Here is a 16,547-nt window from a genome sequence, read left to right as displayed (position 1 = left end):
TCAGCTTTCACATTGAAATAATTTTTAAATACATCTCAGCTCGTTCTTTTGCAGAGGGTAGCTTTTCTTGAATGAGATACATCCGCTCGCATTTATTTGACATTTCTTCCGGATTACCAAAAGCATTTAAAATTATTTGCGCTATGTCTAATGCATCCAATGGTTCGAAATAGAAAGCACCATCCTCACAAACAGTTTTGGAAAAACCTCGATTTGAAGTAAAGATCGGCTTTTTCATTAGACCAGCTTCAACGTAAGATGCGCTAAAACATTCTAGTAATGTTGGCAAAAATAAAGCATCTGAAAGAGCGTACAAAGTGGGACACAGTTTATTCTCCACTTCACCCAAGAAAATAAATCTGGCCTTATTCTCACTGCTTAAATGCTCAGCAAATGATTTATCTAACGTTAATACAAACTTAAAACATTTAGGCAGTAACTCTAACAAATTAAATATTATTCTTAAATTTTTATGTGGGTAATCATGAGATATTGTCAAAAGCCAAATGTCTCCCTTTTCTTTGTGTGGTAATTTCATAGAAAAGTAATCATCAAAAACAAAATCGTCTTTAAAATTAGAACTTACTGTATTAGGGACCACAAAAATCTTATTTTTTTCAATGTGAAGTTTTTTATATATTTGTTCTTTAGCATCAATTGTTTCAACCACTATTTTAGCTGCATTTTTATTAAAGAAATAAGGCTGTAAATATTTTAGTATTGAATTTTTAATTTTTTGTTTGAGACTGAGACTACTGATTACGTCTGAAGAATTATATATTAGCCATGGAAGCGCAAATCCGACAGTGTGATTATTAATCTTTGGATTCCAGTAACTTGGGCCAAACACCGTAAAAATAGAATCGACATTATATTTTTTAACAATGCCGTCTAGCATTCTTCTTGTACCAAAGTTTAGTAATTTAGATGGTGATCCATTTATTACTATACTGTTCTTCTTTGCATACTCAGAAAGCTGTTTAAAGATAGGTGGTGAAACGGCAGCAATGAAATCAACATCCATTTTGCTAAACTCTTCAATTACTGACATACCTACTTGCATGCCGCCACCAACATATAAATTACTCGCATTAACTAAAATCATTATTGGTTACTCTGTTTCCAATGTAAGTAAACAGCTTTCGCGCGAGCCGCATCATCTGTACTGGCTGTTAACAATTGATATATTGAATTAGCATACGGCACATATTGTGCTCGGAAATAATCATTTGTCATAAACCGAATAAAAATCACGCTTATTAACGCTGTAAATACAGTGCCTATAATAACTCTATTAGTGTAAAAACTATTAACTTTTAATGAATAGCTAAAACAAATTAACATTACAAGTATAAAATACTCATCATATCGAGAAACAATGGTGCCAAAAGGTAAAAAATAAACATTGAGCAGAAGCATTACCAAATACATTGCGTGCAAGCATTTAATAAATTTATCACTCAAATTTCTTTCAACGCAGTAAGACATTATCTTACCTCTGTTGTAATAGAAGTAACCATAAATTAGTACTTTGAACATCATGTTAAATGTTAAAGTATTGTTTTCAGCACCTTGTAATGCATACCAATTGAGCTTTGCTAAATATGGCCCTCCTATTAAAGAATTAAATAATTCGATGATCTCTTTAACTGGATAGATATGAAAAATTGCCAGAAAAACACCAAGCAGGAATAATTTCCCACCAAATTTTAGGAATAGATCATTGAAAAACAATGTAATAAAAACTAACGGAAGTAGTGAAATATGGAAAAATGAGCCAACTATGCAATATAAGTAAAAGAAATGCTTTCGGTTTTTAAAATATTTATATAGGCCTAAATAGAAGAATGCCACTGCTATAATTTGCCGCAATGCTTCAACATTAAATCCAAAAGAAATTATAAAATAACACCCGAAGACTAAAACTGGATATGGCGAGAAACGGTATGCAAAGCGAGATATTGAAAATATGCTAAGTAAAGTAATTAAAGAAACAAAAACCCAGAAGTTTAGCAAATTACTACTTATCCAAGAGACCACTTGATATCCTGGTTCAATAGTCAATTCTGATTTTACACCATAAAAAATATCATAGTAAAACTGCCAATCCACACCTAATTTATATCTCAATCCTATGAAAGAAAACACCACTAATGAAGATGAGATTATTAGCAGTTTTTTATACGAATATGTTAGCACGTCCAATAATATCATTGACGATAATAAAAACAAAAAAGCGTAATAGTAGATCATCTTTACTCACTCAAACTTTTATGAACTCTTGTTTTAATTATTACCAATCCAATAACAATCATCATTATAAACTTGATCATTATGCCTATTAAATAGGAGCAGTTTGAATCTACAAGTATACTCAATAAATACATAATTATTAACCCACAGGGAAAATAAATTATATATTTAGCACTTAACGGATTATTAACAACAATGTAAGTCGAAGTTATGTAATGCAGAATAGTTAACAATAAGTATGAAAAAACAGTGGCCCACGCTGAACCTAAAATACCCAATATGGGTATTAATAAATAATTTAATCCGACATTTACCATAACAGCTAATAATGTTGCAGTAGAGATCAATATTGATTTTTTTTTATAGAAAATGAAGTTAACATAAATCAAATATAAATGAATAATTGCATTCCCAATAATGACAATTGGAAGTATTTTAATCCCTGAAAAATAGCTTTTTTCAGCAATCAACATTATCATCTCTCGCGAAAATAATATAGCTAATGAGCTAACAGAAAAAATTATGACTGTACTTGCTTTCGTAATTTCGCGAATTTTATTTAATCGATTATTTTCTATATGATTATATAGCCTAGGTTGCCAAGATGAATTCCAGGCCATTATTAATACAAGAATACCTGTGCTAATATTATAAGTGAAAGAATATATACCGGCAGCCGAAGATCCCAGAGAATTATTAATAATAATTCTATCAGCTTGGGATAGTAGAGAATTAGATAAAACATGAACTATAAGCGGGATAGAAAAAACAAGAGCTTCCTTGATATATAAAACCTTAACCCTACCAGTAGCTAAAAAAATTAATTTTCGCGATAAGTAAACTAAAATGAAAGCTGTAACAATAAGTTGAGAATAAATTTTAGACATGTATTGCTGCGATGTCATAAAATATGCAAATGCAAAAATCAATGTTATTTCAAGGATCTTTGATAGCATATTAATCTTAACATACAAACCACTCTGCCTTGATGCTTGTAAATAGCAAGTATACATATACAAATAACTAAGCATGATACATATAATTAAGACCCATAAAAAATCTTTCGAATCAATACCCAGTAATCCTGAAGCAAAACCAGAGTATAATGGACTTAATATTAGAAGGGCAACTTGAAATGGCAATATAAAAACCAAAATACTTTTAAAGTAATCTCCAAAATTTTCTGCAGTCAGCATATATCGATTTGTAATTGCATTTTGTAGATTTAAACTAACAAACACATACAATATCATAATTGCAGTGTTAATAATTGAAAGCTTTCCATACTCTGCCGGATCAAGAATCCGCGATAGAAGTGGCAATGAAATAAATAGAAAGCCTTTTACAAATAAATCACCTAAAGCATAATTTGCAAAGTCTCGAATAGTTTTATTTTTCATTTTTCATTTTTCATTTTTCATTTTTCATTTTTCATTGATTCTACATATGAGTTGATTTGCAAAGTATTTCTTACCTGGATGTTATAATTCAATGCAGCATATTTAAATCCAGAATAATTTTTCTCCATATTCAATATTGAAGTCTTTAAGCACTCTGCATCATGAGGATTGAAAATAATACCATTCTCAGCATCTACGAGGTCTTTATTACACCCAACTTTATTACTAACCACAACTGGTAGACCTGAAGCTAATGCTTCTTCTACTACCAATCCCCATGGTTCGGATATAGAAGGTAAGATAAAAACATTACATTCTTTTAATAAGGCATGTAATGTTTTATTTTGAATATAACCTTTAAATATAATATTCTCATTTGCAGCCGATTTCAGCTCATCCTCCTGAGGTCCTGTACCAACAATAATTAGTGGGAATTGCAACTCATTGAAAACCTTAATAAGTAAAAGTAGATTTTTTTCCTGTGAAAGCCTGCCTATATATATATATTTTAGCCTTGTAACTTTTTCATTAATATTTATATCGGTGACTGGACTATCATTTATTATACCTACTCCATGTGTTAAATAAGAACGTCCTTTAAAATCCATATTTAACAAAATTTCTTTCTGCAGAAAACCCGATGGATAGGCACTTCCCATACGACTTAAATATATTTTTTTTAAAAAACCTGATATTCCTTTAACTTTGCTCTCATTAATACTGCTTTCAATCACAATAGCATTTTTTTTGACTTTTGTTATTAATGATAAAAAGAACAATTCTTTTATCTCCCAGCCAGGGAAAAGAACTCTTTCATACTTAATCTTAGTTAGTTCTATGAACAAATTGTATAACGTCTTAAAAGAACTTCGGTCTTCAAAAGCGCCTTCACTCAAAAAAGCATGGTCAAAATTAATGTCATAATTATAAAAATCATGATTTCTTATTTTCGATATTTTAGAAATAAAGATGACCTTTAATTTTAACTTATCCGATAGCTGGTTAAATAGATTAATTTTATAGAATGCTGGGACATTTGTTATAATTACCAGGTCGTAATTTTTCATTTTACATCTCTTATTATACTTATCCACTGTTCAATAATAACACTTGATTTAAATCTATCTATACTTGCTATCGCACTTTTATTCATGTTGTTTTGAAGTTCTCTGTTTCCGATTAATTCTTGCAAATACGCTGTAAGGCTTTCGACATTCTCAGGTTCAATTAAAATGCCATTATCTTGATTCAGTATTGTTCTAGGTCCTGCTGGGCAATCGAAACTAATGCATGCGAGTCCATAAGATAATGCCTCTACCAAAACCATTCCTAGTCCTTCATATCTTGAACTCAATACGAATATCTTTGCATCGTTATAATGTTGCTCAATAGCATTTGAAAATGGGCAGAGTATCACATTAGTCAGTTTATTACTTTTAATGAAATATTGCAGATTCCTAAATTCTTCACCCTCTCCTACTATTTTCAACTTCCAATCTGGTGCATTGATTCTTTTCCATGATCTAAGAAGAAGGTCGAATCCTTTTTGATGTGTTAGGCGTCCTACAGCCAACACAATTTTGCTACGTTTCTCGTAGCATGTAATCTGATTTGGCTCTTCGACTATATTAGGAATTACGCAGTGTTTATCAGCAGGTAACCAATCATATTTTTTTTTATCTTCTTCAGTTTGGCTGATAACACAACTTATTTTTTTGTAAAGCAGTTTTCTAACCACTTTAAGTATTGGGCTAATAACATCATACTCAAAATGTTCGACAGCAATTATATTTTTATAGCCTGAAACTTTAGCGAGCAATGTCATTTTCACATCAGATGTAATTGCTATAGCATTATTACTTTTAGCTATTTTTTTTAAGCTGCCACTCTTTTTTTTGATATACAAAAAATCGAAAAACAATCCTTTAACTGTGCCCATTTTTCGATTATACATACTTACTTCATGTTTATTGTTTATGATTTCTAGACTCACTTTCTCAGAAACATTAAACGATAGCTTATTTTTTGTTTGGTAAAGACTAATTAATTTCACCTTGCATATAGACGATAGTGAATTCGCCAAAGTGATTGTTACTCTCTCAATCCCGCCTCGTGATGAGACGTCACCTAATATAAAATGAATTTCAAACTTATCTAAAGAATTGGTTGTAAACTCTTTCACAGTTATTCATATCCTTATAATAATTAATCATCTCATTTATTTCATTCCTTTTGTCTTTATAATAATCCTCTCCAGAGGATAGGTCCTTAAGTTCTCTTAATAATTCATATTGATTATAAACATGAGCTCCAGGCATCCAAAACTCGACAGGTTCTAAAGTGAATCCGCCACGATGTTCGCTATATTTATGAACATCTGGAATAAGAAAAATGATTGGTCTATCTAAGATCATAAAGTCAAAATAAGCAGATGAGTAATCGCTAATAAGAACGTCAGCTCTCGCCATTAGATGATTAACATCCATATCATTCTCTCTTAATCGAGAGGTTGTTATTAACGATATATTTCTTCCTAAATTCGCATCAAGTATTGTTTTTTCTTCATAAGGATGCAATTTAATAATAAGATGCGAGTGGCTTTTTTCTAAATATTGATTGATTTCATCTAATGAAAAATCGTTAACTCTAAAAAAATTATTTTTATTGATCCCACTACCATCCGAATACTTCAAGGACTCTTGATTTTCACGGAAAGTAGGCATGTAAAGTAAGATCTTTTTATCACTTAAATCTGAAAATATTCTGTTGGATTTGTTAAAATCAAACAGGTAGTCATTTCTAGGCTGACCTGTAATGAATACATTATTCGCTTTCTCTCTAAAACACGCTGAGATAATTGACCTCATTATCTCCGATGAGGCGATACGAAATGATGAGTAATCTTCCATTCCTATATAATCATACTCACCCAAATAGCATATTTTTTTAAGTGGCATACCATGCCACAAACTTACATAAGTCTGATTGATACTTTTTATTCCGATCATTTCATTGTGTGTTGTTACAATATATTTTGCAGTAACGTATTCTTTTAATGCCTGAAATGAACCACTTTGAACAACCCTCACACCAGCTGGTACATAATTACTATTTTCGGAAATCCACACTGTTGTAAACTTGTCTTTATGTTTTAAATTAATATATTCATATAATGCCCGTGCATTACCACTAAAATCAGGTCTGCTTTTAAATATGATCTTAGTGCGAACTTTAGGTATTAAAAAATTAATTCCTGAAAAAAACACCTTGACGAACCTTAACAATTTTTTTCTAAAAATCATTTTCTTCCAGACCTAACGACTTCAATAATTTCAGTTGTTGAAATGGATGGCGTTCTTGGTAAATAGACTACTTTGCACTCATCTTTGACCCAATCGAAACGTCCTTCCCAATCATCGCCCATAACCAGAATATCCGCTTTGAATTTTCTGATATAATTAAGTTTTTCCTCAAGAGACTCTTCAATAAAAACTTCTTTTACGAATTTTATACATTGTATAATTTTAATTCTATCTTCTTGAGAATAAATTGGATATTTATTTTTTTTACTAAAATTCAATTTATCTGAAGAAACACCAACAATGAGTTCATCACCATATTTTGCAGCTCTTTCAAGAATATTCACATGTCCAACATGGAATACATCGAATGTCCCAAATGTTATTACTCTCGTCATGCTTAAGCCATCCAGTTATTGATTAAAAAATCGCTGATATTTAAACCCAAAATTCTTGGCAACATAATTATTTTTTTCTTTATAAAGTAGAGCATTCGCCATTATGTAACGTTCGATAAAACCTTCTATTGATAACTTTAAATAATAAAAAAAAATTATTGTTGGATGCTAATGTATCAAATAATCTTTTATAGAAGAATTTATTATATAGCGAAAAGTACGAGCTCGAGCCGAATATATTAAACCATAATTAGAATAAAGAATTTTTAACTCCATTTTCCTTCGTGATGGCATAATTCTAAACAAATGCGTTAGCCTTCAACTCTAAATAACATGCTACCGCCCCTGGGTTACAGCTCCCACATAGCTGAAATACAAACAAATTCAAGCGAAAAATCCAATCCTCTCATGCTGATATCACGCTGATAATTCAATAGTTTATAGCATTTTTCAAAAATATTGCCACTGAGATCGTTACTCAGGAATTCTACCACTCGTAAACTTCAATGACGAACAAATTACAGATTTCCGGGGGTGTTAGTTTAAGTATTGACCGCTTTGGGTCGGAGATGATGTTTGCTGAGTCAATAATTCAACTCAATCAGATTTTGACTAAAGCTCAGAAGTGTTTTTTCAGACGAGGTGCATGTAAAGCGGGCGCTAAGGCCCGCAATAGTATCATTCAAACCCATTCGGATTCTTCGACTGCCAGTTCCACGTATCACGCATCATGGCATCGATCCCGCGCGTCACGCGCCAGTCCAGTTCGTTGTTCGCCAGCGTCGCATCTGCCCAGAACGCTGGCAAATCGCCGTCACGGCGTGGCTTGAACTCAAACGGAATTGGCTTGCCGGAAGCTTTCTCAAACGCCTTGATCATCTCCAGCACCGAGAAGCCCACACCGCCGCCAAGGTTGTAAGCTTTGTAGCCTTCAACTTTGGCTAAGTGGTCCAGCGCTTTCAGGTGCCCTTCTGCCAGGTCGACAACGTGAATGTAGTCGCGCTGTGCGGTGCCATCTGGCGTGTCGTAGTCGTCGCCAAACACGCCCAGCTTCTCCAGACGGCCAATCGCCACCTGCGCGATGTACGGCAGCAGGTTGTTAGGAATGCCGGTTGGGTCTTCACCGATTTCACCAGATTCATGCGCGCCAACCGGGTTGAAGTAGCGCAGTGCGATGGCTTTAAAATTCGGATCGGCTTTAGCGAAATCGCGCATCACGAATTCGATCATCAGCTTCGAGGTGCCGTACGGGCTGGTAGTTCCACCGATTGGCGTGGTTTCCACGTAAGGAACCGGTGCATCCGCGCCATAAACGGTCGCAGATGAGCTGAAGATGAAGTTCCATACGCCAGCAGCGCGCATCTCTTCCAGCAGCACCACAGTGCCAGCCACGTTGTTTTCGTAATATTCCAGCGGCATGCGCGTGGATTCGCCAACGGCTTTCAACGCAGCGAAGTGAATCACGGCACTGATGTCGTTGGTGGCAAACAGGTCACGCAGGCAGGCGCGATCGCGGATGTCGCCTTCAACGAACACCGCTTTTTTACCTGAGAGCTTTTCCACGCGGTTAATGGCTTCGCGGGAAGCATTGCAAAGGTTATCCAGGACCACAACGTCGTCGCCACGCTCTAACAGCGCCAGCACCGTATGGGAGCCGATGTAACCCGCTCCGCCCGTTACCAAAATAGCCATGTGTACTCCTTTAAACCGCGCTAATGGCGCGGTAGAGAATGAGGAAGCTTATTTCGCCAGGATTTTCTGAATGGATTCGCGGAAATCGCGGCCCTGATCGTTGTTACGCAAGCCGTAAGAGACGAATGCCTGCATGTAACCAAGTTTACGACCGCAATCATAACTGGTTCCGGTCAGCAGTTGCACATCAACCGGCTTCTTCTTGCTCAGGGAGGCGATAGCATCGGTCAGCTGAATACGGCCCCATGCGCCTGGCTCGGTGCGCTCCAGCTCTTCCCAGATATCTGCAGAGAGCACGTAACGGCCAACTGCCGTCAGATCAGAGTCGGTTGAGCCCGCTTCTGGCTTCTCGATAAAGCTGGTGATGGTGCTGATATCGCCTGGGTTGTCAATCGGCTGTTCGGTGGTCAGCACGCCGTATTCGGTGAGGTCTTCACCCGGCATGTGTTTCGCCAGCACTTGGCTGTGGCCAGTATCTTCGAAGCGAGCCACCATTGAGGCGAGGTTATAACGCAGGTGGTCAGCGGTAGAGTCATCCAGCAGCACGTCTGGCAGCACCACCACAAATGGGTTGTCGCCAATCATTGGACGCGCGCACAGCACGGAGTGACCCAGACCCAACGGGTTAGCCTGACGCACGTTCATGATGGTTACGCCCGGCGGACAGATTGACTGCACTTCGCTCAGCAGCTGACGTTTAACGCGCGCTTCGAGCAGCGCTTCCAGCTCGTAAGTGGTATCGAAGTGGTTTTCCACTGCATTTTTGGAAGCATGGGTGACCAGCACAATCTCCTTGATGCCAGCCGCGACGCATTCGTCAACAATGTATTGAATCATTGGTTTGTCGACGATTGGCAGCATCTCTTTCGGAATGGCTTTAGTCGCAGGAAGCATATGCATACCGAGACCCGCAACGGGGATTACTGCTTTAAGCTTGGTCATATTTATTCCATTTCATGAAGTGAATACGTGGGGTCGATTATGCAGGATCGGCCGGTCGAGCAAGTATAATCTTTATCTGAAAAACCGGCACTAACTCTCTGTCACGACATCAAAAATCGCCAATTTGGCCGGTAAAATCGCCAGAATTACAAAACGGAAACGATGCACTAAGCCGCTGAAAAACCGTAAGAGGATGGAGCGAGAGTGACGAAGGGGAAGACCAGTGATTTTCAGAAAAGTTAACGTGTAGGAATTGTAGGGTCACCATTAATGGTGACCTTACGAAGGTTACAGCCAGCCCTCAAACCATTCCGGCATTACGAACAGGTTGAAGTGGTTTACCAGCATCATCAACGCGACAAACACCACCGACACTGAAACCCACTGGCGCGCATACGGCATAAAGCGGATGCCAATCACTGGCTTGATAAAGAACGGATGGGCGAAAGCCGAGATCAGCACCTGCGAGATCGACAGCGTCAGCGCTACATACAGCACGTTCGGCCAGATGTAGGTTGTCGCCAGCACCGCGACCACCACCAGGCTCGCCACGATGTTCCAGTAGAACTCGACATTGGTGCGGCCGTTGGCCTGCGAAATCGCGCCGGTTAAGCCGCCCATCGGACGCAGCATGCCAAACAGCAGCATCAGCGGAATCAGATGATAAACCTGCTCATGCGAAGCGCCGTACAGCACGCGCACAATCACCGGTGACAGAATGCCAATCGCCAGATACATCGCGCTGCTGAACAGCATGATGACGAAAGTGCCTTTCAGGAACAGCTTTTTCAGCTGCTCCGGATCGTGCTGCTTCTCAGCAAAGCGCGGCAATGCCAGACGGTTAATCACCGGCGAAACCAGCTTCAGTGGTTGCAGGATCAGCTCTTTGGCCAGCGAGTAAATCCCCAGCATTTCCGCGCCCATCACTTTACCGACGATCAGCGCATCCGCCTGCGTACGCAGCTGGTTAATGGTCTGCGAACCGAGCTGATACACGCCATAACGTACCGCGCTGACGAAGGTTTTGCCGTCGAATTCCCAGGTCGGACGCCACGATTTCTCGCCGAAGTAGATCATGCAGAGAATACGCGTGAAGGCGTTGATGAACAGGCCAAGAATCGCCGCCGCCACGGTGAGCGAGGTGTAATACAGCATCGCCACGGTACACAGGAACGCGAACAGCTTGGTGGCCATCTCAATCTTCGCCAGCGTTACCATGCGTTTGGTTTTCACATAGTGCGCCTGATACTGCGACAGATGTCCCAGCACCAGGAAGTTGAGGCTGGTGAGCATGATTAAGCCCACCAGCTCCGGCAGGTGATAGAACCACGCCACCGGATAGGCAATCGCCAGCATAATCAAGCCGGTGCAGAAACTGAGCGACACGTTCACCCAGTAAATGGTGCTCTGCTCGCGGCGATTAATGTCCTGGCGATGCACGATGTAGCTGCTCATGCCCATATCCTGCAGCACGGTCGCCACCGCCAGAATCGCATTGATGATCGCCAGTAAACCCAGCTCGTGCGTTTCCAGTTTGCGCGCCAGAACGGCGAGCTGTAACACCTGAAGCAATGCGGCAAAACAGGTACTACCAAACAGCCAAACGGCCTGTTTTTTTAATCCGCTCACACCATGCGCTCCAGAATTTTCGCCAGCTCACCGTAAGCGATGTGCTGATTGAACTCAGTTTCGACTTTCTGCCGCGCGGCCGCGACCACCGGAGCCACATCGACATCGCCGCGCGACAGACGCAGCAGCGTCGCCGCCAGCTCGTCAGGATCGTTCTCAGCCACCAGCCATCCGCTGACGTCATTCTCAATCAGCTCAGGAATGCCGCTGTGATAGGTCGACACCACCGGCAAGCCAACCGCCATCGCTTCCATCAGCGCCACCGGAATGCCTTCCATATCGCCATCTGCGGCGGTTTTGGATGGCAGCAGGAAGATGTCCGCTTCGTTTAGCGCCTGACGAATCTCGTCCTGCGGCTTAAAGCCCGGCATGTCGACGCAATCCTGCAATCCGGCACGCGCAATGTGCTCGCGCATCATGCCATCCTGCTCGCCGTTCCCGATGATGGTGAACTGGAACTGGCCGCCGTTATTGCGCAGGATTTCGCTGGCTTTCACCGCCACATCCAACCCTTTCTTCTCGGTCAGACGCGCAACAGAGACGATGCGCAGCGGTTGATGGAAGGCTTCGCGTGGGCGGAAGTTAAACTTCTCCGGCTCGATGCCCATACGCGTCACGTGCACTTTGGCACGCGGACAGCCCATCTCAATCAGCTTGTTCTCCCACAAGTGGCTGATAGGCAGCATCAGTTCACTCTGTTTGAACAGGTTGATGTAGTCGAGCTTGTGCTCTTCGAGGATGTGACGACGTGAAATATCCGCGCCGTGGAACACCGTCGCCTGCTTGCCTTTCAGCACGCCAAGCTCGCGCAGTTTGTTCGCCAGCGCGCCGGCATAGCCGAAGTGCACCAGAAACACATCTGCGGTGTAAGGCTGCTTGGTATTCGCGACAATCGCTGGCAGCAGCAGTTTGCTGGCCTGTGCGCCGTAACGACGCACATTCAGCGACTTGAGCAGGGCGCCTTTGGTGATTTTCGGCAGTATCAAGCCGATACGCTGCGTGAGCTTATCGAGGTTGGATACTTTCTCTTCCGGCAGTAAATAGTGGGTTTTCGCTGCCAAATTGTAGTCATCGAACGCGGCGTGGCGATTGATCATATCGCCCGGAAACACGGAGATAATCTCCACGTCGTAGCCTGCGTCAATGAAATGCGTTACCTGATTGAGCACAAAGGTCTCAGAGGCAACAGGAAAACGCATGGTGAAAAAGGTCAGCTTCATCACTTCACCCCAGGACGTTGAGAATTTCTGCTGTAATGCGGTTACCAATCTCACGCTCCTGCGCCACCGCGGTATCCACTTTGCGTTTCACGTTGTCGTAATCGGCCAGCACCGTCTGCACTTTATCGATGAGCGAACCGTCCATCAGGCTCTGCACATCGGTGGCCATCTGCGGCAGGCCAAGCTGTTTCATCACGCCGAGCGACTTGTGCTCATAGTTGATGGCCACGGCTGGCGTACCAAAGTTCATGGAGATGATGGCGGAGTGCAGGCGGGTACCAATGGTCAGATGACAATGGCTGAGGAGGATGCCGAGTTCGAGGTCGTTGAACTCGTCCATGATGACATGGTAATGCTCGGGATGCTCGACATGATCGCGCAACGTCAGCGCCACCATGCGGTCATCTTTGGCGTAGCTATCAATACCGGTACAGGTAGAGAAGGCAACCACCTGATAACCTTCGGCAATCATCGCGTTAATCACGCGGCCAAAGGCAGCTTCATACTCTTTCTGCGTCACACCGAGACGTTTGTCAAACGGCGCCAGTTCGCGCACGGTAATCGCAATGGTTTTGCGTGCGCTGATAATCGCTTGCCAGTGCAGCAGGTTATGGCTTGGATTGGCCACCTCACGCGCTTCAACCAGAAACGCGGTATCAACGCCCTTCTTCACCTTGCTGGTGGTCACGCCATCTTGTTTCAGGCGGTCGTAGCTCACCTCTTCGCGCAGTACCAGGCTGTCGACGCGATCAAAGACAAAGTTCGCCAGCGCGTTCACGCGCGGGTTTTCGAATGGACCGACCGAGTGACCGACCATATGCAGCGGCTTTTTCGCCATCAGCGCACAGAGCGCGTGGTCGAATTGGGTTACGCCGTACAGGTCGACGAAGAACGAGCCACCAACCTGAATAATCGCGTCATACTGCGCAAGGCTTTTGGTGAACGCCGCCAGATGCGGTGGCACCGAGAAGGATTTGTACACGCCGCCTTTGCCGAGGTGCGCCATCATGATGTCCGGCATCAAACGGTTCGCTACTTTGCGTTTCAGGCTACCGACTAACCCTTTGCCCGACTTGCTGTTGTGCAGGAACAGGGAATCCTGCTGGATGTCCTGCTGCAGTAAATAGCCAGAGCTTGTTGGATAACGGCTGATCACATCGATATCCAAATCCGCGCGCGCGGATTTCAGTGAATCAATCAGCCCACGTAAAATCGCGCCATCCCCACGATTTCCACAGGTATGGTTTCCTACCAATAAAATCTTCATAAAAAAACTCCGGAAAAATTTTTGTAATTTTTACAAGCCGCCAATAGCTGCACTGGCAAAGTGAACTCTGATTCAAAGGACTGCAATGGGAGTAAACCCCAAAAAGTGGTACTTAACGTCGGTGCTGCTCTCTGGTGCGCATGAATGCGCACCCTACAAAACCATCATCCAATGCCGATTTAACGTAGGGTCGCCATTAATGGCGACCGATTTACAAACCACTCATTACGACTTCACAGCGAAATACGGCATAGCCACCTGCTCGCCATTTATCACTACCGAGATGAAACCTTTGGGTTCGCGGGTATCCACCTGTTCCGGCTTGAGCGCGCGCGATGCCATCAGTAAATCGCCCTGCTCGTTACCGCCGATGCCAGCCTTACCATTGTGCAGGCTGAAACGCTGCGGCGCCTGCTGTGCGCCACTGCCCGGTGCGCCTTTGTCCATCACCGCATCCACACGCGCACATTGGCCGGTCAGGAAACGATCCTTGGCGGTGCTTTTGATCAGCACGGCGGTGGTCGGCGTCCAGCCCGCCAGCTTGACGTAGACTTTGGTGTCGGTATCGCTTCGCGCTTCGAAACGCACATCAACCACCGGCGAGCTACCTTCCGCTGACCAGCTGGCTTCGGCTTTGTTTTTCTTGCGCTGCAGATGAATCACCGCGCGGCCGCCAGTGCCTTTACCGTTGATAAGATCCATCAGCGGCTGATTAGCAGTACCGTTATTAAACTGCGACTGGCCAAACACCTCGATCTCCCAGCTATCGCCCACCGTTGGCGAGTAGAAGTTGCCGAGTTCAAACCAGGTTTGCTGATCGCTGTTATTGGTCAGGCGGAAGCGCGAGGTGATGTAGTTGTATTTCAGGCTGCCATCGATGGCGACGCCGTAAGATTCGACGCGCGTTGAGCCCATTTCCCAGATGTTCAGCCAGCGCTCGCCTTCAAGCGAGTTATCAATCCAGCTGCCCGACTGCAGATTGGTCTGACGCATATTAAGGCGCGAGTTACGCGCGTTAAGCGGGTTCTTACAATCCTCAATGCTCAGCGCATCGACAATCCACTGGCCGTTCGAGATGTCGCCAGGGAAATCGCTGTGCTCAATCCAGCCGTTGTGGATGATCGATTGGCTGCAGCGCGGCAGATTCAACACCATGCCGCCTTTACAGTGCTGAGCGTTAAAGTTGGAGAGCTCAATCGCGGTGCTGTGATCCCAGGCGCCGGCCTTTTGCCCCGACCAGCTGGCTTTAATCACATCGCCGGTACAGGCGTTGGCATACCACTGGTCGATTTTGCAATCCAGCGTATCCAGCAGGCTAAGGGAGACGCCGCCAACCTGATTGAAGCGCAGGCAAGCGCCACGGAAGAACTGGCCGCCCGGACAGGTATTGCGGAACAAACCCTGTTTGTTCGGACGCTTGTCGGTGTTGCCGTTGAAATTCAGGTTGGAGATTTCTGTCCAGCGCGCATTTACCTGGAACAGGAATTCGGAGCGACCGTCAGAAACCAGCGTGGTCGCCGGGAAATAACCGAAGTTGACCATCGCGCCCGAGATGCGGAAGAAGCGACGACCTTCGTCACCGAAATCACATTCGGAAACGAAGAAGGTACCGGCCGGGAACTGCACGCAGATCTGCTGGCTAGCATCAATCGACCATTGATACATGGCTTTGATCGCTGGCGCGGTGTCAGTTTTGCCGTCGGCGATAGCGCCGAAATCAAACAATGTCAGGCGGTTGAAATCTTCCACCACACGACGCCAGGTGAAACCGTTGCCGCTGAAGTTCACGCCGCCATCATCTTTGCCATCACCGAAGGTGCCGACGAACTCGCCGCCGCCCACTTCCAGCCCTTCGTGCCAGCTTTTCAGCTTGATTTTGGCACCGGCAAACAGCGGACGGGTTTTGCGAAGTTCTTCAACCGACGGAATTTCGCCAATCAGCTGGTAGCCGTTCGGCTGCGCCAGACGCTGGCTAAAGTTGCTCTGATTAGGACGTGAAACATCGCTGATGGAGAACAGCGTGTGGCCTTGATCGTCCTCCACCACCATTGAGTGTGATGGATTAGCGATCAACGCCGCATTGTCGTGAATGAACTGGGCGAAGTTCCCTTTGTTCAACGCAATCGGCTGGCTGATTTGTGACACTTTGCCATTGGCATCGCGCAGAAACACCGGGATCTGATTACCAGACTGGCTGGCATCGCTGCCCGCCTTACCGATCCACAGTTTGCCCTCAAAGTTCTGCCAGAACTGCGGTGGCATTGTATAGACGTTTTCTGGCGTAAGAATCGGTACATCGCCTGCGGGTACGCTGGACGGATCGACAGATTTTAACGTTGGCTGACCACTTTTTGCGGCGTAGCTGGAAAACGCACTCACTGAGAGCGCAGTAACAATCGAGGAGGCTGCGGCCTGCAAGACTTCTCTTCTTTTCATGCTTCAATTCC

General features: G+C 43.4%; 13 protein-coding genes. All 13 read right to left on the bottom strand.

What is annotated here, in order from left to right; all coding sequences use genetic code 11:
- Positions 1-7: 7 nt before the first annotated feature.
- Entirely contained in the window at positions 8-1,105 is a 1,098-nt protein-coding gene (locus PanJK_RS20005; RefSeq protein ID WP_265302369.1) for a glycosyltransferase, read from the bottom strand.
- Entirely contained in the window at positions 1,105-2,214 is a 1,110-nt protein-coding gene (locus tag PanJK_RS20000) for an EpsG family protein (RefSeq protein WP_265302495.1), read from the bottom strand. The genes PanJK_RS20005 and PanJK_RS20000 overlap by 1 nt, the downstream gene beginning before the upstream one ends.
- Before the next feature lie 41 nt (positions 2,215-2,255).
- Entirely contained in the window at positions 2,256-3,653 is a 1,398-nt protein-coding gene (locus PanJK_RS19995) for a lipopolysaccharide biosynthesis protein (RefSeq protein ID WP_265302366.1), read from the bottom strand.
- A 17-nt stretch (positions 3,654-3,670) separates the two neighbouring features.
- Positions 3,671-4,720: a glycosyltransferase gene (locus PanJK_RS19990; protein WP_265302364.1), complete on the bottom strand. Its 1,050-nt coding sequence runs from the start codon at positions 4,718-4,720 to the stop codon at positions 3,671-3,673.
- Positions 4,717-5,835, bottom strand: a complete 1,119-nt coding sequence (locus PanJK_RS19985) for a glycosyltransferase family 4 protein (protein ID WP_265302362.1) — start codon at positions 5,833-5,835, stop codon at positions 4,717-4,719. Before PanJK_RS19985 ends, PanJK_RS19990 begins: the two co-directional genes overlap by 4 nt.
- Entirely contained in the window at positions 5,804-6,919 is a 1,116-nt protein-coding gene (locus PanJK_RS19980) for a CDP-glycerol glycerophosphotransferase family protein (protein WP_265302360.1), read from the bottom strand. The genes PanJK_RS19985 and PanJK_RS19980 overlap by 32 nt, the downstream gene beginning before the upstream one ends.
- A 32-nt stretch (positions 6,920-6,951) precedes the next feature.
- Positions 6,952-7,350 carry an adenylyltransferase/cytidyltransferase family protein gene (locus PanJK_RS19975; protein ID WP_265302358.1) on the bottom strand — a complete coding sequence of 133 codons (399 nt, stop codon included), beginning with the start codon at positions 7,348-7,350 and terminating at the stop codon, positions 6,952-6,954.
- 678 nt (positions 7,351-8,028) lie between these two features.
- Entirely contained in the window at positions 8,029-9,042 is a 1,014-nt protein-coding gene (gene galE, locus PanJK_RS19970; protein WP_222184776.1) for a UDP-glucose 4-epimerase GalE, read from the bottom strand.
- 48 nt (positions 9,043-9,090) lie between these two features.
- Positions 9,091-9,984: a UTP--glucose-1-phosphate uridylyltransferase GalF gene (galF, locus tag PanJK_RS19965; RefSeq protein WP_265302354.1), complete on the bottom strand. Its 894-nt coding sequence runs from the start codon at positions 9,982-9,984 to the stop codon at positions 9,091-9,093.
- 288 nt (positions 9,985-10,272) lie between these two features.
- The gene (locus PanJK_RS19960; RefSeq protein WP_008104858.1) at positions 10,273-11,613 is read right to left on the bottom strand and encodes an MOP flippase family protein; all 1,341 of its coding nucleotides are present in this window, start codon (positions 11,611-11,613) and stop codon (positions 10,273-10,275) included.
- Positions 11,610-12,833 (bottom strand): glycosyltransferase, encoded by a 1,224-nt coding sequence (locus PanJK_RS19955; RefSeq protein ID WP_036648512.1) that lies wholly within the window; start codon positions 12,831-12,833, stop codon positions 11,610-11,612. Before PanJK_RS19955 ends, PanJK_RS19960 begins: the two co-directional genes overlap by 4 nt.
- 4 nt (positions 12,834-12,837) lie before the next feature.
- On the bottom strand, positions 12,838-14,100 hold the full coding sequence (gene wcaK / locus PanJK_RS19950) for a colanic acid biosynthesis pyruvyl transferase WcaK (protein WP_256696858.1): 1,263 nt from the start codon (positions 14,098-14,100) through the stop codon (positions 12,838-12,840).
- A 225-nt stretch (positions 14,101-14,325) separates the two neighbouring features.
- The gene (locus tag PanJK_RS19945; protein WP_265302352.1) at positions 14,326-16,536 is read right to left on the bottom strand and encodes a phage tailspike protein; all 2,211 of its coding nucleotides are present in this window, start codon (positions 16,534-16,536) and stop codon (positions 14,326-14,328) included.
- Between the last annotated feature and the right edge of the window lie 11 nt (positions 16,537-16,547).

Origin of the sequence: Pantoea sp. JK, from assembly GCF_026130245.1 — a bacterium.
Lineage (GTDB): Bacteria > Pseudomonadota > Gammaproteobacteria > Enterobacterales > Enterobacteriaceae > Pantoea > Pantoea trifolii.
Note: the sequence above shows the minus strand (reverse complement) of the source record. Positions and strands in the feature narration are given on the sequence as shown.